Raw genomic sequence first — 22,481 nt, 5'->3', positions numbered from 1 at the left:
GCGTGTCTCGCGGCGGCGGTCAAATGGTCAGAGCGGCGCCGCTTCCCAGTCGCGGCGGAAGCGGAAGCGTTCCTCGGCCCGGCGCAGGCCGTCGAAGTCCTTGTCGGAGATACCCCACTGGTCGATGCGGTTCGGCGGCCAGGTCCAGTCTTCCGGAGCGCCGACCTGATAGTCCTCCGGCACCTTTTCGACGGCGGTCGAGAACTCGATCACCGGGCCGAACGGGGCGATGAAATAGGCGTAGACATTGGCGCCGGGGCCGTGGCGGCCGGGCCCCCATGCGGGCACCATGGCATGATCGCGCAGACGGCCGATGCCGCGCATCACCGCGTCCAGATCCTCCATCTCGAAGGCCACATGGTTGAGCGAGGCAAAGCCCGCGCGGGCGAAAGCGGTGGAGTGGTGGCTGTCGTTGCAGCGGACGAAGACCATGCCCTTGGTGCGGTCGGACACCCGGAAGCCGAGAATATCCTCCACCGCATGACCGCAGGCTTCGGCATCGGCGGCGTTGAATACCACATGGGTCAGCTTCACCGGCAGGTCGCGCCCGGTGATCGGTTGGGTTTCGGTGGCATCGACGAGGAAGCGCAGGATCGTGCCTTCCGGCAGTTCGACCAGCAGGCCGTGGCCGCCGCCCAGATCGTCGCTCGTGGTCCGGCTCGCCGTCCATCCGGCAGCGGTGACCCGGGCCTTCAGCGCTTCCAGTTCCGCCGCCGTGCAGACGAACGTGGTCGAGCGAACGAACTCGTCCTCCGCCTTCTCGAACGCGACGAGATAGGGGAACGGACCGGAGCCGCGCAGGTAATGCGTCTCTCCGACAGTTTCGGCAGCGGCCATGCCCCAGATTTCGGTCATGAACGTGGCGGCGGCGGCCGGATCGGGCAGCGCCAGTTCGATGCTGCGCAGCTTCATGCCTCTTGCTCCTGAAGAAGACCGGCGGCGCGAATGCCCGCGCGGGCGCAGTCGGCATCGCACTCGCCGGTGTCACCGCTGACGCCGACGGCGCCGATCAGGGTGCCGGCGGCATCACGGATCACTACCCCCCCGGGAGAGAACGCGATGCGGCCGCCGACGGCAGCGGTGACGCTTTGAAAGAACACGGGATTGCCCTTGGCCCGCTCGGCCAGGACGGCGGTGTCCGCGTCCATGCCCACCGCACCTTCGGCCTTGGCCCTGGCGATGTCGAAACGGTAGAGGCTCGCCCCGTCCTCGCGGGCGAAGGCGACCGGGTGCGCGCCCGCGTCGAGCACGATCACCGCCAGCTCCCTGGCATCGCGGGTCCGCGCTTCGGCAAGGGTGCCGGTGATGATGGTCTGGGCCTGAGCCAGCGTGAGAGTCATGCGGCAAGCTCCTGATGGCTGAAAAGCTGCGCCGCGCGGGCGGCAAGGAGGTCTTCGGCGCTGTGGCTGGCACTGCCGAAGACATAGTGGTCGGGGCGGATCAGCACGGCATCGGCGCCGTGGGCATCCAGCCATGCGGTCACCGCGCCATTGTCCGGCAGAGTGCTCGCAGCGATGCGGGTGACGCCTGCCGCGCTGCCCGGCACCGCGTCGTCGCGGACGAAAAGACGCCACTCGCCGCCGGTCAGGTCGTCGAGCTTGCGCCCGTCCGTCAGCACCGGCTGCACGAAGCGCCCGCCCGCACCGGAAGTGCCGGGAAGGACCACGCCCTCGGCAATTGCCGGGATCAGGTCATGCGCGGTCTCGCCGGACTTCTGCCGCGCTTCCTCGCGGATACGCGCATCGCGCGCGGCGGCCTCGGCGGGATCGAGTTCGCAGATGTAGCGACCGGCAGCGACGGCAGCGCCGATCACCGCGCGGACGTGAGGGTCGCGCTCCGGCTGGTAGGTATCGAGCACGGAAGGCTCGGCACCGTGATTGGCCACCGCGTCCATCTTCCACGCCAGATTGGCGACATCGCGCAGCCCATGGCACATGCCCTGCCCGAAGAACGGCGGCGTCTGGTGCGCGGCGTCTCCGGCCAGGAAGACATTGCCCACCTGCCACTCATGCGCGACGAGGCCGTGGAAACGATAGGTTGCGGCGCGCACGATCCGGTGCGGCACATCGGCCATCCATGCGCCGACGAGTTCCGCGACCTTTTCGGGCGCCGACATCGCTGTGTCGTCCTCACCGGGGAGCAGCATGAACTCCCAGCGGCGATGGTCGCGGCGGCCGGGAACCACAGTGGCGGGGCGCGAGGGATCGCACATCATCACCGAGAGGCGCTGAAGGTCTGCCCCCTCTGGCACGCCGGAAAGCAGCGGGAAAGCAACCGGCCCTTCCACTTCGGCATCGACGACGAGCCAGGGCTCCTCGAAATCGAGATCGTCCAGCACGACGCCCAGCGCCTTGCGCACCATGCTGCGGGCGCCGTCGCAGGCGATCACCCAGCGGGCCTGCGCGCTGCTGGACTGATCGCCGTCGAGATACTCGACCGTCACACCCTCGGCATCCTGCGTCAGCCCGGTGAAGCTGGCCCCTAGCTTCAGCGTGACGTTCGGCATTCCGGCAAAACCTTCGCGCAAGTGCGCTTCGAGTTCGGGCTGATAGAAGAAGTAGTCGTTGGCCCAACCGAACGGGCGCGGCTTGCCCACCGTGCCCATGTAGCGGATCACGCCATGGTCGGCGCCGACATGGAGGTGGCCGTCGGTGGCGATCATGTCGCCCTGTACCCGATCGATCACCCCGGCGGACTGGAACAGGCGCATCATCTCGTGATCGAGATGGACCGCGCGCGGCAGCGGGTAGTGTTCCAGTTCCCGCTCGAGAACCAGCACCTGGAGCCCTTTCAGGCCGAGAAGGTTCGCGGCCAGCGCGCCCACCGGGCCGCAGCCTACGACAACCACGTCGTAAGTCATCGATTTAGCCCCTGGTTACTCTGTTGCTTCGATCTCGGCAGGTGCCTTGTGGAACGCCCCGCCCTTCATGATCATGGTCAGCCGGTCCTTGTCCTGCAGCACCGCGACGTCCGCCGTGGGATCGCCATCGACCAGCAGCAGATCGGCCAGCCAGCCTTCCTTCACCAGCCCAACCTCAAGACCCATCAGCTCGCCGCCGTACTGGGTGGCGGAGCGCAGGGCCTCGGCGGGGGTGAAGCCGAAATACCGGACGAAATGCTCCAGATCGCGGGCGTTGCGGCCGTGCGGATTGAACGGGAAGCCGTAGTCGCCGCCGGTCAGTATACGCACGCCGCGCGCCTTCAGTTCGGGCACCAGCTTGCCTTCAAGGCCCATGCGCTCATGCGCGCTGGCCTTCATGTGCGTCATGTCGACATGCGGCGGCGGGTTGGCCTCGATGGCGGCCACCGAAACACCGGGACCGGGCGCATAGAAGAACTTGTCCTTGTCCGCCGCCATGCGATCGACCGTCGCCGCGTCGGCGAAGGAGCAGTGGTAGAGAATGCGCGCACCGGCATCGAGCGCAAGGCCGATGGCCTCGGGCGAATAGGCATGGGTGGCGATCCACATGCCCGCCTCGCGGGTGGCTTCACCGGCCGCGAGCATTTCCTCGCGGGTATAGAGCACCTGCATCGCCGAGCCGGGCTTCAGCGCATCCTCGCCGGAGACGACCAGCTTGATCGACTGGACGCCCTCGTCCTTGCAGTAGGACACGAACTTGCGCATCGCCTCCGGCCCGCGTCCGTTGAACACGTCTCCGGTATCGACGCCTTCGTCGCCTTCCGGGCTGCGTTCAAGGGTGGAGGGCACCATGCGCGGCCCCGGCGTCTCGCCCGCCGCGATGGCAGCAGCGAGTTCCGGCTCGATCATGTCGCCCAGCGCGCCGGCCGAATAGATCGAGGTGAAACCGTGGTCGAGCAGGACCCGCGCATTGCGCCAGGCGGCGACCTTCAGCTCGTCGGGCGGAAGGATGAACTGGTGGTAGATCTTCTCGACCGAAGAGCCCCAGGTGAGGTGGGTGTGGGCGTCGACAAGGCCGGGCATCAGCGTCTTGCCCTGCCCGTCGATGGTCACGTCGGCGGTTTCACCCGCCAGGGCGTCGTCACCGTAGGCGACGCGGGCAATACGGTCGCCGTCCACCAGCACCGAGCCGGTCTGGAGAGCGCTGCCGCTGCCGTCGAAGATGGATACATCGCGGATCAGGGTCCGCATCGCTCTCTCCCGTCTTTTATCGTTCGGTAGAGAGAGGTTTAACGCGCTATCGACCCTCAAGTAAAATAATGAGTTTTCGATTTGCCATAGCCTTAAACTATGGAACTTCGGGAAGCCCCCGCAGCATGGCTTCGGCCAGCGGAGAGAGTCGCCGATCCGCAAGGCGCAGCACGCCGACACTGCGATCGAAGACGGCTTCCTGAATGGCGATGGCCCGGATCGAACCGTCCGAAGCGCCGTCGAGCGCGACGGTGCGCGGCAGCACAGTGACGCGGTCGGTCTCGCGCACGATGGCACGCGTGGTAAGCAGCGAATCGCTGCGGATCGTCGTGCGCGGAACCGAGACACCGGCGGCGATGAACAGCGCATCGACCTGCCTGCGGAAGGCCCCGCGCGCCTCGGGTAGGACCCAGGGATAATGCTCGACATCGCGCAGGGAAACGCGTTCGCCGAGATCCGCATGGCGGGGGCCGACGATCAGCGCGAAAGGATCGCGCGCGCAAGTCACTTCCACCATGTCGGAAGGCACGTTCAGGATGCGCGTGGTGACGAAGGCCAGCTCGATCTCGCCCTTGCGCAGCATGTCGAGCAACTGCTCGTCCGACCGCTCGATGGCGCTCAGTGCGAAATCGCCCACCGCCTGCTCCACGCGCATGATCGCGCCGGGCAGCAGGGTCAGCAAGGCGCCGGGCGTCCCGCCGATCCGGAGCGGCCCGGCGATGTGATGGCGGGCATGCTCCACATCGCTCACCGCGTCCGACAGCAGCCGGGCCATGGCTTCGGCCGGGCGCCGCAGGACCTCGCCCTCGCGGGTGAGGACGATGCCGCCGCGCCGCCGCTCGAACAGGGCGACGCCGAGGCGGCGCTCCAGCAGGGCGATCGTGTTGGAGACCGAGGGCTGCGACAGGTTCAACATCCGCGCCGCCGCGCTGATCGAGCCGGTTTCGCAGACCACGCGGAACGTCATCAGTGCACGCGGGTCGATCGCCGGCATGCGCGCCAGGGGCGAGAACCCGGCGTTGTCTGTCATGTCGGTCTTCCTCTCGGTTTGTCGCCGCTTTTCAAGCAAGTCTCATTGTCGAACAAGACATTCAGGATGTTGGGGAGGTTGTCGGCAGGCATAAGGTGCCACTGGCAAATCCGCACCTTCATGATATCCCATCCATTATTCTTGCCCGGCCATACCTGACCAATCTGTTCCCCGAAAGCCTGCCCAGGCTTTTTCATCAACCGCCCGGCCGCGGCCATGTTAAGCGGGGAACACGGGATTCTGGGCAAGCGGCGTTCGCAGAACAACGCGGTTTTTGCGATTGAATGTGTAACGGGAAAGACGCGCGGAGGTCATAAGTCAGACCTTGCAAGCCGGGGCATATTGACCGAGTTTCGCAATTCGGATGCGGGGGTGTCTCTGGATGCGCTGTGGGGGATCGGCTTTTCTATCGGTAGTGCCGGGCGCTGGACCTCTGAGTGCTTCTGCACGGGGTGCGCGTAGCAAGGGTGGTTTGGTTCAAGTGAATACGCGCGAAAAGGGGAACAGTGCGATATGAGGGCAAAGATCTTTTCCACTCAGGCCATAGTGCTGGCGCTGGCAGCGAGCCCTGTCCAGGCTCAGTCGCCCTCCGAGCTGAGCGACCTCGTCGGCGCCCGCGCGGCGGGAGCCGAGAACGAAATGCAGGCACGGGGCTATCATCTCGTACGCGCTGAGAAGAGTGATGATCGCAGCTACGGCTACTGGTGGAACGCCTCATCCCGCCGCTGCGTAAGCGTGGCAACGATGGATGGGCGATACGATTCCATAACATCGACGCCCGCGCCCGATTGCAACCAGTCGGGCGGCGAACACCGTACACAGAGTGATCGCCGCGATCACGGCAGCGACGATGACCGGCGCGGGCGTGATGACGGCTATCACCCCGACATCGGATACCGCTCCGCTGCCGGGACCCAGCGCCAGTCGCCCAGCTATGTCGAGAACGGTCCGCGATATCAGGTGGGTGGTCAGGACGTCGATCTGGGCCTGGTGTGTTTCGGTGATGGCCAGCGCCCCGGTGTTGCGACGACTCATGGCTGGACATGGAACAGCCGCACCCATCGCTACGATTTCGGCAACCGGACGGAAATGACCGGGCAGCAGTTCGATGCCTCGCTTTCGCTCCAGTTCTGGCCGGGCGGCGGCCGCATTCAGCTGCCCAAGAAGCTCATTCCGCCGATCAACAGCCGTGGCCAGGATGGCTGGTGGGATCTCTACGATGTGGAGATGGGGCCGGATGTGATTCGCGCCAAGTATCGGCTCAACGGGCTGAACAAGCCTTCGATCACCATCAACCGGCGTAGCGGGCAGATCAGCGTGCAGGGCACGGCGCCTTATGCCTTCAGGGGGACCTGCGACACGATCGACGGAAACGATCATCGGCGCTTCTGACCGACACCGGAAGGGATCGCCAATGGCTTGCACGCATGCAATCGCTGTTGTCGGCATCCTTCCGGCGGGCGCCATCCCGGCTTCGGCGCAGGCAACTGTGCGTTGGCACGCTGCCTGCTTCGGCCGCTTCAGAGCGGTCGCCGTTGGAAGCGATCATTTGGCCGGTCCGGTTGGTCCCGCAGCCATACCTCCCGCTGCGGAAAGGGAATGGTGATACCCGCATCGGCCAAAGCCCTGACAATCGCGAAGTTGAGGTCGGACCGAACCGTCAGCCGCTGGTTCACGTTTTCGACGAAGCACATCAGATTGAAGTCCACTGCGCTGTCTCCCAGTTTCTCCAGTACGACACGCGGAGGAGGATCCGACAGGACCTGGGCATGAGCCGCAGCGACCTCCAACAGCAGCGTCCTCGCCGCTTCCAGATCGGAGCCATACGCGACGCTGACGGGAAGCACGATCCGCCCCTCACTGCCGCCGTAGGTAAGGTTCGTGACGCTGCCGGAGACAAGCTCGGTGTTGGGAATGATCACTTCGTGGCGGTCGAACGTCTCGATGTGGGTCGAACGGAACGCGACTTTGCGTACGTGTCCCGAATAACCGGCAACCTCGATCCAGTCGCCTTCCTTGATGGGACGCTCGATAAGAAGGATGATTCCGCTCACGAAGTTCGCGACCACGGATTGCAGCCCGAATCCGATCCCGACCGAAAGCGCGCCCGCTATGAATGCAAGACTGGAAAGATTCAGACCCGCCGCCGTAATCGCAACGAGTGCCGACAAGGTGAGGCCGATGTAGCCCACCCCGGTGAGGATCGCGGCCCTGGCCCCGGCATCGACGCGCAGCCGGTCGAGTACGGTATAGTGCAGGATGCGCTGTAGCCAGCGGGTCAATGCATAGCCGAGCAGGAACATGAGCCCGAAGGTCATGACGCTACCGAACGAAACCCTGATCTCGCCGACCGCGACACCGTTCTTGAGAGCCAGCAGGCCATCAACCAGCATCTCGGGATTCACGCCGCAGGCGACCGCGATCAGGGGGAGCGTAAGGATGGCCAGCAGAAACCCGAAGAGGAGCGGGAGAAGCTGCATGTAACGGGACTGGGCGCGCCTGCCGTCGATGAAAAGAAGCGCCGCTCCCTCGGTAAGCGATCGATAGAGGAACAGCGCCGTGGCTGCCAGAGCGAGCGACCAGAGCATCGCAGTCAGGACGTTGGAGGCGAAATTGACGAAGCCGACAAGAGACGCCAGCGGCGTGATGATGGCAACGGCCATCATCACGTTGGCTACAGGACCTAGCAGTTCAATAGCCATGCCCCTGGTCTCGCCTTCGGCGCTCACGACCGGCCTCGCATCGACGCCTCGCCCTTGCTTGAGAATACGGGCCAGGAGCCAGGTACAAACGCCGCCGCAGACCACAATCGCGCTTGACGCTATGGCATCCGCCGCTGCGGAATGGCCGGGTAACGCCACAAGCCGTTCATGGAAGCTGTCTGCGGCCAACACCCCGCCCAAAAGCGCCATCAGGCGGATCGCGGCATGAGTCTCGTGCTCCGGGAGCATGATGAGACGTGCGGCCGGAAAGGCAGGCGCGAACAGACTGTGGCCTAACCAGCGGCCATAGATCACCGCAATGCCTGCCGTCATGATCGCCCCGCTTACAGCGGACAGGACGGGGATTTCGGCAGCGGCACTGCGCATCGCCGTGTACAATACCACCAGAGCCAAGCCGGGAGCGGCTATATCGACAAAGTCGCGCAGGAAAGCCAACCCCAGCCTCGCCTTGGGAGATTGGAGAGCAAGCGATCGCGCGGCTATCGCCCGGCGGGCGCGGCGACGCACCACATATGCCGCCGCCAGCGCCAAAAGACCCGCAAGCCCCGCAGCAGCCAGATGCAAGGCCGCGGCCGGCGGCGATATCGCAGGAAGCTGCCTGACCTTGCCGATCGCGGTTCGAGCATCGCTCCACGTGGCAGATGAAAACACCGAATAGCCATGGGCAAAAAGCTCGCGCCGCCGCTGTTGTCGCTGAGCTTCATCCAGGTCCGCGATAAGGACGGATGCCTGCGCCTGGAAGTCTCGCGCATTCGCCGCCGGAGCATCCTGCGCCGCCAGGTCTGCCTCGAGGCGGGCGCGTCTGGCGGATACCCATGGCTGCCCGGACTTCGACGTTGGACGGTCGGGCATAGAGGCAAGCTGCGCAGCAATGATGCGCCCGCGAAGGGAACCTTGGGCGGCCTGCTTGCGGGCGAGTTCGCGTTGAACCGTGAGATCGAGACGCAGTTCCTCCCAGTCGTCTGCTGCAATTCGGTTACGTTGAGTGGCCGGGAGTTGGAGCAATCGCTCCGCCTTAGCCGCGCTTTCCAGCCACTCGCGTGGTAGCCCTGCGATATTCGCATTTTCCTGAGCCCGGACCTGGAGGCTGATGAGGTTAAGAAAAACGAACAGCAAAAGGCTTGCTGCGCGCCAGAAATTGCAAAGGAGAGGCGCGCAATTCACTGGAATGGAGATAATCCTTCAGTAAGCGACAAAACTCAGCAAAGCATGATTATGTGTTCTGGGATACGGGATGGCCAGCGCCAATTCCTTGTCAAATTGTGTACGCGCCTACCGCTGCCGGGGCTCTTGCCGGGTTCGTGAAGCACGACACGCTATTTACCGGAAGCTACGGGGCCTGTTTGTCGCCGACGGCCCAGTATTGCACGGCACCTGACAGCGAAATAGCGGACATTCCGCACTTGGGTTTCCCCGATTACCGGGTGAACGGCCCGTGTGGGTCGCGACCTGCCCTGCCCCGCCGACCTCGTTTACGACCTCAACCTCACCTCCTTTGCGACAGGAAGAAGCGCATCATTTCGCGCGAGGCGTCCGGCCCCAGCGGGTCGGTGTAGGACGCAAAGGCACGACCGCCCGACCATTCATGGCCGCTTCCGTGGATGGTCCAGTCCTCGAGCAGGATGTTGCCGCCTGACGAGCGGTAGAGCTTGCGGGTGAAGTCCCGGCCCTTGCCGGATTTCCCATAGTACGTACGCGAGACCAAGGGGCCGGGCTGCGATCGCTCCAGCGTGTTGAGGAAGCCGGCGGCGTTGGACGGATGGACGACGCGATCTTCGTCGCCGTGGAAGATGATGGTGGGAAGGGGCCGCGTCGCCCTGCCGGTGGATCTGGCCCGCCCCTCCCCCCGCATGGCGGCGAGCGCCGAGGGTAAGGTCCGGATCGTGCCGCGCGCGACGCCGGAATGGACGCCGACCGCCGTGAACAGGTCCGGATAAGCCGCTCCGATGATCGCGGCGGCCGAGCCGCCCGCCGAAATGCCCGCGATGAAGACCCGTTTCGGATTGCCTGCGGCAAAGGCGAGGACATGGCGGGTCAGCGCCGCGATCAGTGCCGGTTCTCCTTCCCCGCGAGCCTGGTTCTTTGGTCGGTGCCAGTTCCAGCACCGCGCCAGGTTGGCCCGCTGCGACTGCTGCGGATAAAGGACGAGGCAGCCAAGTTCGTCCGCGAGCGCATTCATGCCGGTCCCGATCGCGAAGTCTAATGCGGTCTGCGAGCAGCCATGCAGCATCACGACGAGGGGTAGGTTCCGCCGCTTGGGGCCTCGCGGCGTATATAGCCGGAAGTGGATCGTGCCGTGCGCGCAATCGAATTCATGCGCGCCGAACGTCCCGGGCGCCGGGCGGGGGTGCCGGGCTGCCGCCGCCTTTGCGCTGGTGCGCCGGGTTGTCTTCGGCGACCTGCTCCTTTTGGGCGTCGGGGGCTTCAGCCCGTCCTGCACGGCTATCAACGCCGACATCGGGCGCCCCTTGCGGACGAGGCCTGCTGCCTTCGAAAGCGTCTTGAAAAGATCGGCCATCGCGCCTTGATTAGCCTTCGTTGCTTGCACTGAAGCTACAGAAGCGGCGAACATCGCAGAGCCCGTACCGGATGTCACTCTTCGGCCATAGGCTTCGAGCGGTGAGCGCGCAATTTAACATACGATCTGCTCGGGAATGAGCGCGGCCTCCAACTGAAGCAGCAGATCGGTCGGGCCCGACAAAGCATAATCGAGTTCAACATCTATCGATAGTTGCACGGCCATGCTTCGCCTCCGCCAGTTTCGCTGTCATGGTGAGAACCTGATCGGCAAACGCTGTCTCGGCTGAAAAACCACTCTATTGTGCAGGCTGATGTGACAAGGCGGGGCTAATCATGCCGATGGTGCACGGCCTGAGCTTCGCCAGATTGAATGTCGACCTCCCTGCTAGAGGGCCGTTCGTTCGAAATGCGATAATGAATCGGCTTGAACGTGCCTCCGTTCGACGCATAGGCCGAGCATGCCGTGAGCCCGATGATGCAATCGCGCCGGGCCAAGAGGGCGATCCAATCGCCGGCCCGACTGGTCGGCGGCAAGACCGAAAGCTTGCCGCTGTCTGCCTCCACGGGCACATTCATGAACAAGTTGAAGGCCGTCGGAATCGCATCGGGTTCGACCCCGTAAGGCGCAAGCGCTTCGGCCAGATTGCCGAAGCAGCCGCGATGCACCGGCTTGTCGGGATAGAAATGCCTGAATGTGGCTTCGCTACAAGGTGTCAGGAGAAAGTCGTGACGGCCGACGGCATCCTCTAGGATTTCCAGCAGCACCTGCGAGCGGTTCGACCAAAGACGATTGCCGGTCGTGAGGCTGATGGTTTCCTCGTAATCGAAGGTGCGGCCATTTGAGATGACCTCGCGAATGTCGTCCGCTGCAAACGCCAGCAGGTCGGCGACCTGGCAGCCTAGCGGATCGCATACCGTCAAGGTCTGCCCCTCCCGAAGCTCGAAGGCCACGCCGCTGCGCGGAGGGATGACTTCGAATTGGTTCATTCCCGTGGATCCTTGAATGGGCATGCCCAGGCGTCGTCGACTTTTCTGCCGCTGTACTGACGGGCCTCACTGGCCTCGCCGTGGCGCGCCAGCATCGGATTGAGCGATCCCGCCATTGCCAGGTCGCGTTCGAGGATGCGCTCGCGCAGGCGTTCATATCGTCCTTCCTCGCGCAGACGCTCGAACTGATCGTGCAGGTTGAAGACCAGCGCAGGGCGCGGAAAGCGCCGGGCCGGACGCGATGCCCCGGGATGAAGGCCAACGACGAAAAAGGCATTGCCGCCGAAGCTCAACGAAAAGTGCGGGTCCTCAGGATCAGGACTGACGGACCGATCGTAAGGCTGCCCAAGCCAGGCGTCCTTGTCCGCAAAGGACTGGATACGCTGCCACATCCAACCCTCGAAATCCGGCTCGCTCAGATCGAGGGGACCTTCGAAAACCACGGCAAGACTGCGCAGACCTTCCGGTTCGTCGCGGTAATCCCGGCTCCATTCAAGCAGTTCGCGGTGGATCGCAACGTCGTTCCAGGCGCTGGTCAAATCCCTTGCCGGGAGAACCTTGAGCGATCCTCGGGCAAGGGCCGATTTCGCGCCGACGCAAGGGAATGCAGCATCGCGAATTCTGTCCTGGAACTCTTTTTCAAGACCGTCAGCGTCCATTGTTCATTCTCCCAATGTCCTAACGGGCGTCAGGCGAAAAGGTGGCGCAGAGATTTGAGCGCAGGCAGCGTCCGTTGCGCCGCCGCAACGAGAGATAGTGTGAACCCGTGCGCACCATAATTCGTTTGGCTTGCAGCCAGAGGAGACAAGGAAATGACCAAAGGCCTGAAGAAGGGCGATGCCGTAAGTTGGAAGAGCCATGGCGGCGAGGCTCATGGAAAAGTGATCCGAAAGATCACCAAGCCGACGACCGTCAAGGAGCACAAAGCGGCAGCGTCCAAGGACAATCCCGAGTTCATAGTCGAGACCGACGAAGGAAAGCGCGCCGCGCACAAGCCCGATGCCTTAACAAGAAAACCGCGATAGATGGTCCAGCTTGCCGGTATCGATAAGTTGATGTTTGCCCGTCCGCTGCCACCAATTATCCTGCGAACATGCATGCGGGACAGGCACTTCTCGAAAGAACCTGTCCCGCATGCGTTCAAGCAGAGTTCGCTTACTTGAAGCGTACACCCACACCCGCCATCAGGCGCTGGCGACCGCTGTTCCCGTGATAGTTCGAATAGACGTACTGGGCGTTCACGTAGACGGGGACGCTGCTGTTCGGCGTCAGCGTATACTCGGTGCCGCCGCCGACCTGATAGCCGTCCGCGCGGTAGTGATCGTAGACCAGCGTCTCACCTGCCGGACCGACAAGGCGCTTGCGCTGCTCGCCGTTCACGTACCCGGCCTTGCCGAACACCAGGAACTGCGGCGACACCAGGTAGCCCGCACGCACGGCTGCGCCCCATTCCTCGAAAGCCTTGTGGTCGATGCGCAAACCGCCGCCGAGATCCGACGAATTTTCATTGCCGCTGCCGGGCTTCCAGAAGCTTCCCTCGGCACCGATGACGAAGCGCTCACCCAAAGTGCCGTCGAACCCTACCGTGCCGCCGAAGCCGAACTTGTGGTTGTGATTACCTTCGGACTGGAAGCGGTCGCCGCCGACATTGCCTTCGATGCGAACACCGCGAAACGACGTGCCGTTCGGTGCGACCTCCGTGCCGTTCGTATCCTGTGCGAACGCCGGTTGCGCAAAGCCTGCCGCGGCGGCAAGCGCCGCGAGGGTGAACATCTTGGCTTTCATGGAGATTTCCTTTTCTTCGTCGATCCGCGCGAGGGCGGATCACTCACACTCGTCGGATTGCAAACTCGCCTCGCGAAACGAAGGTTTCCGGAATTGTGCATCGCCTTGGCCATTGAAGACGATGATGTGACAGATATGACACAGATTGCCGAGCGCAGTACCGCAGGCCGTCGTCAAATCGGATCGGGCAGGCGTTTCCCGTAAAGGCCGCGGAAACCGGAACCGCATGAATGGTTTATCAGACCTGCAATCACGGGAGCAGTTATGCGCAAATCGACGATCGCCCTTGGCTTGGCCGGCACCACGCTCGTACTGGGAGCCTGCGCCCGCGCCTTTATGCCGCACCCCGGGCCGGTCGGGAACCGAGCGGTTCCGCAGCCTGCCAACCCAGTCGACGTCGAGCGGTACATGGGCCGGTGGTACGAGCAGTTCCGTTACGAAGCTCCGTTCCAAAAAGGCATGGACGGCGTCATGGCGGACTATTCGCTGAGCGATGACGGCACGGTAAAGGTCGTCAACCGCGGCTTGCGGAACGGCAAATGGAAGCAGTCGACCGGTAAAGCCAGAATTGTCGATGCCGCCACCAAGGCCAAGCTGAAGGTCTCCTTCTTCGGGCCATTCTACGGCAACTACTGGGTGCTCGATCACGGCGAGGATTACGAGTGGTCCATCGTGGGAGAACCGTCCGGGCGCTACCTGTGGGTGCTCACCCGCGAACCCCGTCCCGGCGCCGCGCTGGTGACGAAACTGCAGGCGCGCGTGGAAGCGCTGGGCTACGATTGGTCGCTTGTCCGCAAGACGCAGCAGTAGAAGCGCGGAGACATGTTCCGCGGCCGCACGCCGCCGAGCCCCCCCGGTTGACGCGCAGGTATCGTCCATTTCGAAACGCCCTCCGGCATCGGGATTACGCCGGGCGGTCCAGCACTGCGCGAAGCTTTACGGCAAGTTGCTCGACGGTGAAGGGCTTGCCGATCATGTCGACGCCTGCATCCTGCATGTCCATGGCGCTGGCAGAGCTGCGGTTATAACCGCTCGTGTAGAGGATTTTCAGCTCAGGCCTTCGCCGAAGCGCTTCTTCCGCGAGCTTGCGCCCATTGATGTCAGGCATGACGATATCGGTGAAAAGCAGCGCGATCTCGGGGTGGGCGTCCAGCAGCCGCAACGCCGATAGGGCGCCGTCCGCTTCCAGCACCTGGTAACCCAACTCGGTGAGCGCATCCACGCTCAACCGGCGGACCGCCGCCTCGTCATCGACGACGAGGACAACCTCGTGCCCGTCGCCCATCCGCAAGTCCTGCAACGGCGGCACAACCGTATCGCGGTCATCACCCGCGAACCGGGGAAGATAGAGCTCGATCATCGTACCTTCGCCGGGCACGGAGCGCAGCTTGACATACCCCCCGGACTGTCTGACGAACCCGTAGACCTGGCTGAGACCGAGGCCTGTGCCCTTGCCGACCTGTTTCGTCGTGAAAAAGGGATCGAAAGCCTTGGCAGCCACCTCTTCCGCCATGCCCGCTCCGGTATCCGAGACGGAGATCAGAACGTAGTCCCTCACCGGTGTGCCGCGTGTTGCACCGCTATCCCGCTCGTCGGAATCGATGTTCCGCGTTTCGATCGCGAGGCGCCCGCCGTGCGGCATGGCATCACGGGCATTGACCGCAAGGTTGAGGATCGCGTTCTCAAGCTGGTTGCGATCGGCATGGGTGCGCCACAGACCGCCGATCGAAATCATCTCGAGGCGTATGTCGGCCCCCAGCGAATGACGCAAAAGGTCCGACATGCCCTGCAACCAGCTTGTTTGCATCGATCACTTCGGGATTCAGCGGTTGCTGGCGGGAGAAAGCCAGTAGCCGCTGTGTCAGGGTCGCAGCCCGCTGCGCGCCCTCCGAGGCGGCATCGATGTAGCGCCGGACTTTCGGATCGCTCGAATCCATACGGCGGCCGAGCAGGTCCAGCGACCCTATCACCACCGCCAGCATGTTGTTGAAGTCGTGCGCGATCCCGCCCGTCAGTTGCCCCACCGCCTCCATCTTCTGGGACTGCCTGAGCGCTTCTTCAGCCGCCGCCCGCTCGGCGACCTCCGCAGCCACGCGGGCCTCGAGAGTTTCGTTGAGTTCACGCAGGCTCGCCTCGGTCTGCTTCAGCTCGGTAATGTCGACGACCGTACCGATGAAATGAAGGGGCTCGCCCCTGTCGGTGACGACCGAACGGCCTCTGGCCGCGACCCAGCGCTCGATGCCGTCTTCGATACCTATGGTGCGGTATTCGATATGATATTTTCCAGTTCCCCCAGGCGCAATAGCTGCCGCCACCGCCGCCTCGGTCGCCGCGCGATCGTCCGGATGAAGGCCGCGGAGGAATGCGCCTTCATACGTCACGGCAGACTTCGCCGAGAGGCCGAAAAGCGCTTTCGTCCGCGCATCCCAGCGCAGCTTGCCGGAGCGCAGGTCGAGGTTCCAAGTGCCGATCGCCGCAGCTTCGGTGGCCAGCCTGGCCCGCTCCTCGCTTTCCCGCACCGCGGCTTCGCGTACCCGCCGCTCGGTAAGGTCCTGCATGGCGCCGATCATGCGCAGGGGGCTGCCGTCTTCTCTGCGCAGCACGAAACCCCGATCCAGCACATCGGCATAAGTGCCGTCGGCGCAGCGGAAACGATACTCGGAGGTCCAGGCCGTTCCCCTGCCTGCGATCGCGGCGTGAATTTCTACGTCGACCCGATCGCGGTCGTCCGGATGAATATGATCGAGCCACCATTGCGCCCCGGTTTCGGCATGAGAGTGACCGTACCGTCTCTCCAGCGCCTCGTTCCAGATGACATGGCCATCCGCGATGCGCCAGTCCCAGACGGCATCGTTCGTCGCGCGCGCGGCAAGGCGATAGCGTTCCTCGGTCTCGCGCAATTCGGCTTCGGTGGCCCGGCGTTCGGTAATGTCGACCGAAGAGCCGATCAGCCCGACGATCTGCCCATCCTCGTCTCGAAACGGCGCTTTGGTCGACAGCCATATCGCCGCCCGGCCATCCGGATAGGACACCTGCTCCTCGATCTGCACGGCTTCGTCGCCCGCCATGATCGCTGCATCGCGCTGCATGACACCGGCCGCTTCCGCCGAGTTGTCCAGGGTCTCCCGGTCGGTCCTGCCGATGATCTCGGCGATCGGCTTGCCTACCAGTTCGGAGACTCCCCGGTTGGCGACCATCATCCGGCCTTCGCGATCCTTCGCATAGACGACGCCGGGCACAGCTTCGATGAAGGCCTCCAGCAGGCGCATCGCCCGGTCCCGCTCTTCCATCAGGCTGTGGCGTTCATTGATGTCGATGAGAACGCCCGGGAAGGTCACGGTGCCTCGATCCGGATCCTTGTCGACCCGGCCGTTGGCCTCGATCCAGTGCCAGGTTCCATCGCGCCTCTGCACGCGATAATGGTGTGCGTAGGGACCGCCGCGCGCGATGGCATCCTCGATCGCGGCCGTAAGCCCTTCCCGGTCATCCGGATGGACGGTGGCGACGATCTGTTCGAGACCGAGACCGGAACCGCCAAGCATCGGATCGATGCCGAATGCATCCGCAAACTGCTGGTCAAAGGTGAACTTGTCCGCGGTTACGTCCCAGAACCAGGTCCCGACGATCGCCCCGGCGGCAAGCGCGAGACGAACGCGTTCGGTATCGGATAGACCCTCCACTTGCGGATCGGCTGGCTTAGGGTTCGTCATTCGGCGATCATCTTCATGCTTGCGGGTTGCTTCATCTTAGCCACTTCCCTGCCAGGCAACCATTCGCAGCAAGCGTGAAGAACGTGTGGGAGAACTGCGACAGCTTCAGATCGCACAGCGGTAAGCGATGTTCCCTGCTTCGCATGATTTTTCGTGGCTTGCCGACCGGTTCGTAGCTTCTGAAGGGAACACATCACGCGTCTGAAGACTTTTCACAATTGAAGGAGACGGATCGTGGCAGAATATGAACCCGACGATTCCCGAAACGTCACCGGCACCGCCTCGACACGCGACGGACGGTGGACGAACAGGAATGGAAGGCCACCCGCCGGCGTTCCCGAAAAGAACCCTGCACGCGCCGAGGAAGCCGAACTCCATCCCGATAAAGAGGATGAGCGCCTTAACCCCGGGGCCAACACCGGCGGGACCGGCGGCGTCGGCGGCGCGCGTTCCAAGACGCACAAGCTGCCTTGATAACTTATGTTAATGCGAGATTCCGGTGGCAGCTGCAGGGCGAAGCAGCTCCCGGGAGACCTGCATGAACTCACCCTATCATCGACTTGAGGAATTTGTTTCTCCCACGCAGCTTGAGAAAAGCAAGCTCCAACGCCACTTCGGTGAACCGCGAAAGATCGGCCGCGGGCAGTCGATAAGAAAAGAAGGAGACCGGGTAGAGGGGATCTTTTTCCTTCTCAAAGGCTGGGTGGCGTCCTCGATCCTGCTACGCGACGGTGATCCGACACCCTTCTCTAGACCACCCGGAGTTAGAGTTTCCCGGCTATGGTCACGGTGACGGGCTGGGCGCGTCACCGGGTTTCATCAACGTGATCGGGGGCTTGTTGCTGATGGCACCCTGCGGCCGATCCTCGTTGTAGTACCTATGCCACTCCTCCAACTTTCGCAGGCGTCTGCAAGCGTCAAGAACCAGTGGGTGTTCAGGCACTCCGCCCGGAAGCGCTCGTTGAACGCTTCGATGAAGGTGTTGTCGGTGGGCTTCCCGGGCCGGGAGAAGTCCAGCGTCACACTGTTGGTGTAGGCCCATAGATCCAGGTCGCAGCTGATGAACTCGGAGCCCTGGTCTACCCGGATCGTCTTCGGATACCCGAGCGCCGCGCCGCCGGGATCGCGGCCGCGCGGGCCAGCGATGCCGGCAGCCCGGCCAGAGCGGCGGCACCCAGGTCGCGATGGAGAAGCGAACGACGGTCGAGGGACATTGGGGGATTGTTTGGGCGCTTTTGGCACGGCAACGATAGTGAAAGTCCGGCCATCGGCAGACGGCCGGACCTTGCGGGCTTACTGCAACTTCAGGGCATCGCGGATGATGTAGAACATGTCGGTCTGGTCCAGTAGGCCGGAGAAGTTCGCGGCGTGCGGACCGTAAGCGGCGACGCGAAGTTGGGTGCCGGTATGCCCCTGCGAACCGCTTTCGGCAGTGCCGTAGCTGACGGTCATCACGCCGCCTTCGCGAGTGTTGAGCGCGGCGGTCAGGCCCGGTGCATGGCTGCCGTTGGCGATGATCTGGCTGCTATGGGCATGGTCCGCCGTGACGATCACCAGCGTATGGCCGTCGGCCTTCGCGAAGGCCAGCGCCGCCTGCACCGCCTCGTCGAGGTCGACGGTCTCGCCGATCTGGCCGCAGGGGTTGGCGGCATGGTCTTCCTTGTCGATGGACGCGCCTTCGACTTGCAGGAAGAAGCCCTTGGGATTGCGGCCGAGCAGGTCGATCGCCTTGCGCGTCATTGAGGCCAGCGTGGGAATGTCGGCGGTGCGCGCCTCGTTGACCTCGCAGGTAATCGCCGGTTTTTCGAGATTGCCGTGGAGGCTGGCCTTGGGGCCTTTCCAGCGGACCGGCATGTCGCCCTGCGAGAACAGCCCGAGCAGCGGCTGCTTCTGGCTCGCCGCCGCAACCTGTTCGAGTTCGGCGGCATTGCGGACGAGCCGGTAGCCCCGCGCCTGGGCTTGCGCCGTGAGCGTCTTGCCCTTCCACTTGCCGGCGCGGGCGATCTCTCCGAACGCCGCTGCACCGCCGCCGAGGGTGACATCGGGGCGCGTGTCGAGAAGCTGCTCCGCGATCGATCCCAGGCCGCCGTTCTCCAGCGCATTGGTCGGACAGGCGGCGCTGGTCGCGGTGGGGCCGAAGCACTTGCGCTGGGTGACATGCGCGACTTGTGCCGCCGGGGTGGCGTCCTCGATCTCGGCGGTCGAGACGTCACCCGTGGCCAGACCCGCAGCCTTGGCGCGTGCCAGCAGCGAAGTGTGCGGCTTTTCGGCGATGTCGACCCCGATCGCGCCGTTGTAGCTCTTCACGCCGGTGGACCAGGCCGTGGCGGAAGCGGCGGAATCGGTGACGTAGTTCGGCTTGCCGGTTTGCTTGTCGAGCGAATAGTGCGTGTACTGGCCGGTGAAGGGCAAGGCATCGATACCCTTGAAGAAACCGCCGGCGCCTTCGGCATAGTTGCGCGCCAGAGTGATTTCGGAATCGCCCATGCCGTCGCCGATCAGCAGGATCACGTTGCGCACCTCGCCCTCGACGTTCAGGCGGCGGTAGAGATCGGCCATGTCGCCGCGCAGGCGGCGCGCACCGCCCGGTTCGCGCGGATCGCCGGAAGCGACGCGGGCCAGGTCGTCAGGGGAAGCCCCGGTCTGGGCGATCGCCGGAACCGCGCTTGCGAAAGTAAGGAGCGCCGGGACGAGGAGACGGTATTTCATGGTCGAACTCACACAGGAATAGATAGAGACTTAGAGGAAGCACGGCGCCGGATGGGGACGCCGTGCTCCGTGTCACCGCCTTAGAAGGCGAATTTGACAGTCATGAGTGCGGTCGTGCCGGAATCGACGACGTCCGAGAGAGCCAGGGTATCGCGCCCGATATGCGCCCAGTAAGTGTAGGCACCGAAGAGGTTCGCCACCGACAGGTCGGCACGGATGCCGCCGCCGAAGTCGTACCCGGCATGGAGGTCCACCGTCTGGATCGGACGGATCCAGGTGTCGTCCCAGGTGCCGAGGCCGAGCGAATTGTAGCTCGACACATATTCGCCGCTGTAGTGGTAGATCATGTCGATGCTGAAGCGGCCCTGCTCCCAGAACAGCTGTGCATCACCCAGGATCGAGGGCGCGTTCTGGATGCGCTTCTGCACGCCGTCGCCGATGTCCACCTTGGTCCACTGGCGGGTAAGGCTGCCGCCGATGCCGAAGCCGCCCAGAATGCCCGGGGCCTCGGTGAACTTCTTGCGGAACTGCATTTCCAGACCGTAGACGTCGCCCGATCCGCCGTTCTGCGGCATGATGGTGATGACGTTGTTGTCCGGCAGCTCGTTGCCGTTCACATAGCCGCTGCCGTTGTCGTAGAGATAGTTGCTGAGGTGCTTGTAGTAGCCGCCCAGGGTCAGGTAGCCGCTCTGCGTGATCTTCCATTCGCCCGACACGTCGATGTTGAGCGACTTGACCGGCTTCAGGTTGGGGTTGCCCATCGTGATGGTCGTGGTGGTGTCGCCCACGTCGACCTGCGAGCCGCCGCCGAGCTGGACGAAGGCGGGACGGGTATAGGACCACCAGACCGATCCGCGATAGACGCTGTCGGAGGTAGGCCGGTAATTGACGAGCAAGCTGGGCAACAGCTCGTTGTACTGGGTGTGGTTGGTTTCGAAGTTGCCGGTGACCGGGTTGCCGTCCGCATCGGTCTGGCGCACCCAATAGGTGTTGTCGATCGAGGTGTGCTCGAAGCGCAGGCCGGGGATCACTTCCAGATCGCCGCTCTGGATGTTCGCCATCACGTAACCCGCCGCGACCCGCTCGCTGCCGCGCTGGGTGTTGCAGTTCAGGTTATCGGTATAGGACAGATTGTCGCCGCAGCTGTCGAACGAGGCGGCCGTCTGGTACTTGAAGAAGTATTCCTTGAGCTTGTCCTGATCGACCTTCGGGACGCTCCAGTTGTAGACGCCGGGGAACACGGAATCGTACTTTCCGTTGACAATGCCGAGGTCGGCCCAGGTCACGCCCGCCTCGCCCAGCAAGTTGGCGAAGTGGTCGTTCGTCCAGTCGCGGTTGGTGACCTTGCGGCTGGAATCCGAATACTTGCCGCCGAACTTGATCGACTGAAGCGCGGAGCCTTCGAACTTGCGCTCCAGATCGAGGCGGCCGCCCCATTTAGTCTGGCCGCTGGTCTGGTAGGTATACTGGCCCGCGCGGCGCGCCAGCAAGACGTCACCGGCGTTGTCCAACTGATCGAGGATCTCCGGCGTGAACAGCGGTTGCGGCAGGTTGTCCTTGTAGCTCATCGACAGGCCGCCGAGCGGGCTGGTGCTGCCGTGGTTGTAGTTGTCGGACTGGTTGTTGCGGATCGAGGCCTCGATATGGCCCGGACGGTCGTTGTGTCCTTCGCTGAAGAAGACCTGCGGCGAGATCGTCCAGCTTCCGGCTTCCTTCACGCCGCCCAGCGACGCGGTCGCCAGCTTGGCGATCTCGGGGTTGGTTTCATACCAGACGCGCGTCGAGATCTGGTCGACGCTGAGGGCATAGCGGCCGCTGCCGGGGACCAGTTCGTTGTAAGACTTGCTGGATGCGGCATACTGGCTGAAGGTCGAGTTCTGCTCGGTCTTGGCATAGGCGTACGTGCCGCGCAGGTAGATCTGGGTGGTGTCGTCCGGATGCCAGTCAAGCGAGGCATTACCGCCCCAGCGACGGGTATAGCCGTTAGAAACGCCGATATTGACGCCGGTCTGGGTCACGTTCTTCTGCGGATCGATGCCTGCATAGGGCGTGCCGTCGGCGTCGGAGGCCGCAAGGTAGCCCCAGCCGCCGTCGCTCTGCGCCGCCGCGGCACCGGCCATCTCGCTGTTGGCGAAGTGGCGTTCGTCGAAATAGCCGCTGGCATAGATGCCGAACTGGCCTTCCGAGCCGAAGCGCTTGGCGATCTCGCCCGAGAAGCCGCCGCCCAGCCCGCTGTCGTCGTAATCGCGGGCGCGCGTCTCGACGCGGCCGGATGCGGTGACGGCAAGGTGGAAGTCCTGGCTGTAGTCGTAAGCGGTCGGGGTGCGGAAATCGACGGTGCCGCCGATCGCGTCACCGTCCATATCGGCGCTGGAGACCTTGTTGAGCACGATCGTGTTGAGGCCCGAAGGCGGCAGCAGGCTGAGCTTGACCTGACGGCTGTAGGGCATGCCCTGCGCCACGTTGACCCCGTTGATGAGGTTGACGTTGTATTCGGCATTGAGGCCGCGGATCGAGACGAACATGCCCTCGCCGCGGGAGGCGCCGTCGATGCCGCCGAAGAACGACGAGCCGGTGTTCATCACGTTGACACCGGGCATCAGGCCCAGCGCTTCGGCGACGTTGTGGACGGCGGTGTGTTGCAGGTCTTCTTCCGAAAGGACCGAGATCGGCTTGCTGGAGTTGAGCTGCACGTCGGCCGTCTGGCTGCGGCGGGCGACCACGACGAGTTCACCGCCGTTGCTGCCCGTATCGGCTGCGGTGGCTCCCTGGGCGTCCTGCGCCGAAGCCGTGCCCGGCAGCGCGAGTACAAGCATCGCGGAGCCCGCGAGCAGAATGGATTTCGCATTCAAAGAAAGCATGGTTTTCCTTCCCTGGCGAGGCGTGTTCCGTTCGCCCCCCACGCC

Annotated in this window: 18 protein-coding genes and 1 pseudogene; 4 read left to right on the top strand and 15 right to left on the bottom strand. The window is 63.8% G+C overall.

The genetic code is table 11. The features are described from left to right. Positions 1-27: 27 nt before the first annotated feature. The 5 genes from V7066_RS11265 to V7066_RS11245 form a co-directional block, all read right to left on the bottom strand. Positions 28-912: a VOC family protein gene (locus V7066_RS11265; RefSeq protein ID WP_334183134.1), complete on the bottom strand. Its 885-nt coding sequence runs from the start codon at positions 910-912 to the stop codon at positions 28-30. Next, positions 909-1,340 (bottom strand): GlcG/HbpS family heme-binding protein, encoded by a 432-nt coding sequence (locus V7066_RS11260; RefSeq protein ID WP_334183133.1) that lies wholly within the window; start codon positions 1,338-1,340, stop codon positions 909-911. Before V7066_RS11260 ends, V7066_RS11265 begins: the two co-directional genes overlap by 4 nt. Then, on the bottom strand, positions 1,337-2,860 hold the full coding sequence (locus V7066_RS11255; protein WP_334183132.1) for a bifunctional 3-(3-hydroxy-phenyl)propionate/3-hydroxycinnamic acid hydroxylase: 1,524 nt from the start codon (positions 2,858-2,860) through the stop codon (positions 1,337-1,339). Before V7066_RS11255 ends, V7066_RS11260 begins: the two co-directional genes overlap by 4 nt. Positions 2,861-2,875: 15 nt before the next feature. Then, complete coding sequence (locus tag V7066_RS11250) at positions 2,876-4,111, bottom strand: amidohydrolase family protein (protein WP_334183131.1); 1,236 nt, start codon at positions 4,109-4,111, stop codon at positions 2,876-2,878. 97 nt (positions 4,112-4,208) lie between these two features. Beyond that, positions 4,209-5,141, bottom strand: a complete 933-nt coding sequence (locus tag V7066_RS11245; RefSeq protein WP_334183130.1) for a LysR family transcriptional regulator — start codon at positions 5,139-5,141, stop codon at positions 4,209-4,211. A 513-nt stretch (positions 5,142-5,654) separates the two neighbouring features. Here V7066_RS11245 and V7066_RS11240 point away from each other — a divergent pair. Beyond that, a complete protein-coding gene (locus V7066_RS11240) occupies positions 5,655-6,533 on the top strand; it encodes a hypothetical protein (RefSeq protein ID WP_334183129.1) in 879 nt (292 codons plus the stop codon). Between the two features lie 128 nt (positions 6,534-6,661). On the opposite strand, the gene V7066_RS11235 is transcribed toward V7066_RS11240, so the two are convergent. The 4 genes from V7066_RS11235 to gntA all read right to left on the bottom strand — a co-directional run bounded on the left by V7066_RS11235 (position 6,662) and on the right by gntA (position 12,030). Further along, positions 6,662-9,028, bottom strand: a complete 2,367-nt coding sequence (locus tag V7066_RS11235; RefSeq protein ID WP_334183128.1) for a mechanosensitive ion channel family protein — start codon at positions 9,026-9,028, stop codon at positions 6,662-6,664. A 322-nt stretch (positions 9,029-9,350) separates the two neighbouring features. Further along, positions 9,351-10,382 (bottom strand): extracellular catalytic domain type 1 short-chain-length polyhydroxyalkanoate depolymerase, encoded by a 1,032-nt coding sequence (locus V7066_RS11230; RefSeq protein ID WP_334183127.1) that lies wholly within the window; start codon positions 10,380-10,382, stop codon positions 9,351-9,353. A 329-nt stretch (positions 10,383-10,711) separates the two neighbouring features. Further along, positions 10,712-11,371, bottom strand: coding sequence for an urea carboxylase-associated family protein (locus V7066_RS11225; protein WP_334183126.1), 660 nt, complete (start codon positions 11,369-11,371; stop codon positions 10,712-10,714). Beyond that, positions 11,368-12,030 (bottom strand): guanitoxin biosynthesis heme-dependent pre-guanitoxin N-hydroxylase GntA, encoded by a 663-nt coding sequence (gntA, locus tag V7066_RS11220; protein WP_334183125.1) that lies wholly within the window; start codon positions 12,028-12,030, stop codon positions 11,368-11,370. Before gntA ends, V7066_RS11225 begins: the two co-directional genes overlap by 4 nt. A 153-nt stretch (positions 12,031-12,183) precedes the next feature. On the opposite strand from gntA, the gene V7066_RS11215 reads away from it, so the two are divergent. Next, positions 12,184-12,396, top strand: coding sequence for a DUF2945 domain-containing protein (locus tag V7066_RS11215; RefSeq protein WP_334183124.1), 213 nt, complete (start codon positions 12,184-12,186; stop codon positions 12,394-12,396). A gap of 130 nt (positions 12,397-12,526) precedes the next feature. On the opposite strand, the gene V7066_RS11210 is transcribed toward V7066_RS11215, so the two are convergent. After that, positions 12,527-13,156, bottom strand: a complete 630-nt coding sequence (locus tag V7066_RS11210; RefSeq protein WP_334183123.1) for an outer membrane protein — start codon at positions 13,154-13,156, stop codon at positions 12,527-12,529. A gap of 264 nt (positions 13,157-13,420) precedes the next feature. Here V7066_RS11210 and V7066_RS11205 point away from each other — a divergent pair, with 264 nt between their 5' ends. Continuing rightward, complete coding sequence (locus V7066_RS11205; protein ID WP_334183122.1) at positions 13,421-13,966, top strand: lipocalin family protein; 546 nt, start codon at positions 13,421-13,423, stop codon at positions 13,964-13,966. A gap of 94 nt (positions 13,967-14,060) precedes the next feature. Here V7066_RS11205 and V7066_RS11200 read toward each other — a convergent pair whose 3' ends face one another. Both V7066_RS11200 and V7066_RS11195 read right to left on the bottom strand, forming a co-directional pair. Further along, positions 14,061-14,939: an ATP-binding protein gene (locus V7066_RS11200; protein ID WP_334183158.1), complete on the bottom strand. Its 879-nt coding sequence runs from the start codon at positions 14,937-14,939 to the stop codon at positions 14,061-14,063. Next, a complete protein-coding gene (locus tag V7066_RS11195) occupies positions 14,839-16,866 on the bottom strand; it encodes a PAS domain-containing protein (RefSeq protein WP_334183121.1) in 2,028 nt (675 codons plus the stop codon). Before V7066_RS11195 ends, V7066_RS11200 begins: the two co-directional genes overlap by 101 nt. Positions 16,867-17,100: 234 nt before the next feature. On the opposite strand from V7066_RS11195, the gene V7066_RS11190 reads away from it, so the two are divergent. Continuing rightward, positions 17,101-17,340 (top strand): hypothetical protein, encoded by a 240-nt coding sequence (locus V7066_RS11190; RefSeq protein ID WP_334183120.1) that lies wholly within the window; start codon positions 17,101-17,103, stop codon positions 17,338-17,340. A 310-nt stretch (positions 17,341-17,650) separates the two neighbouring features. On the opposite strand, the pseudogene V7066_RS11185 reads toward V7066_RS11190, so the two are convergent. The 3 genes and pseudogenes from V7066_RS11185 to V7066_RS11175 form a co-directional block, all read right to left on the bottom strand. Next, a pseudogene (locus V7066_RS11185) lies at positions 17,651-17,970 on the bottom strand (integrase core domain-containing protein); the annotation flags it as partial. Positions 17,971-18,159: 189 nt separating this feature from the next. Next, on the bottom strand, positions 18,160-19,575 hold the full coding sequence (phoA, locus tag V7066_RS11180; RefSeq protein ID WP_334183119.1) for an alkaline phosphatase: 1,416 nt from the start codon (positions 19,573-19,575) through the stop codon (positions 18,160-18,162). Between the two features lie 80 nt (positions 19,576-19,655). Further along, positions 19,656-22,436 (bottom strand): TonB-dependent receptor, encoded by a 2,781-nt coding sequence (locus V7066_RS11175; RefSeq protein WP_334183118.1) that lies wholly within the window; start codon positions 22,434-22,436, stop codon positions 19,656-19,658. Positions 22,437-22,481 lie beyond the last annotated feature (45 nt).

Source organism: Novosphingobium sp. (assembly GCF_036820275.1).
Classification (GTDB): Bacteria; Pseudomonadota; Alphaproteobacteria; order Sphingomonadales; family Sphingomonadaceae; genus Novosphingobium.
This window is presented reverse-complemented; position numbering and strand designations above follow the sequence as displayed.

Excerpts from the sequence above, each read along its gene's own strand:
- V7066_RS11205 (WP_334183122.1), top strand. The coding sequence starts at position 13,421 with ATGCGCAAATCGACGATCGCCCTTGGCTTGGCCGGCACCACGCTCGTA.
- V7066_RS11265 (WP_334183134.1), bottom strand. The coding sequence starts at position 912 with ATGAAGCTGCGCAGCATCGAACTGGCGCTGCCCGATCCGGCCGCCGCC.
- V7066_RS11240 (WP_334183129.1), top strand. The coding sequence starts at position 5,655 with ATGAGGGCAAAGATCTTTTCCACTCAGGCCATAGTGCTGGCGCTGGCA.
- V7066_RS11210 (WP_334183123.1), bottom strand. The coding sequence starts at position 13,156 with ATGAAAGCCAAGATGTTCACCCTCGCGGCGCTTGCCGCCGCGGCAGGC.
- V7066_RS11230 (WP_334183127.1), bottom strand. The coding sequence starts at position 10,382 with ATGGCCGATCTTTTCAAGACGCTTTCGAAGGCAGCAGGCCTCGTCCGC.
- V7066_RS11200 (WP_334183158.1), bottom strand. The coding sequence starts at position 14,939 with ATGTCGGACCTTTTGCGTCATTCGCTGGGGGCCGACATACGCCTCGAG.
- V7066_RS11250 (WP_334183131.1), bottom strand. The coding sequence starts at position 4,111 with ATGCGGACCCTGATCCGCGATGTATCCATCTTCGACGGCAGCGGCAGC.
- phoA (WP_334183119.1), bottom strand. The coding sequence starts at position 19,575 with ATGAAATACCGTCTCCTCGTCCCGGCGCTCCTTACTTTCGCAAGCGCG.
- V7066_RS11245 (WP_334183130.1), bottom strand. The coding sequence starts at position 5,141 with ATGACAGACAACGCCGGGTTCTCGCCCCTGGCGCGCATGCCGGCGATC.
- V7066_RS11215 (WP_334183124.1), top strand. The coding sequence starts at position 12,184 with ATGACCAAAGGCCTGAAGAAGGGCGATGCCGTAAGTTGGAAGAGCCAT.
- V7066_RS11255 (WP_334183132.1), bottom strand. The coding sequence starts at position 2,860 with ATGACTTACGACGTGGTTGTCGTAGGCTGCGGCCCGGTGGGCGCGCTG.
- V7066_RS11195 (WP_334183121.1), bottom strand. The coding sequence starts at position 16,866 with ATGACGAACCCTAAGCCAGCCGATCCGCAAGTGGAGGGTCTATCCGAT.
- V7066_RS11260 (WP_334183133.1), bottom strand. The coding sequence starts at position 1,340 with ATGACTCTCACGCTGGCTCAGGCCCAGACCATCATCACCGGCACCCTT.
- gntA (WP_334183125.1), bottom strand. The coding sequence starts at position 12,030 with ATGGACGCTGACGGTCTTGAAAAAGAGTTCCAGGACAGAATTCGCGAT.
- V7066_RS11175 (WP_334183118.1), bottom strand. The coding sequence starts at position 22,436 with ATGCTTTCTTTGAATGCGAAATCCATTCTGCTCGCGGGCTCCGCGATG.
- V7066_RS11225 (WP_334183126.1), bottom strand. The coding sequence starts at position 11,371 with ATGAACCAATTCGAAGTCATCCCTCCGCGCAGCGGCGTGGCCTTCGAG.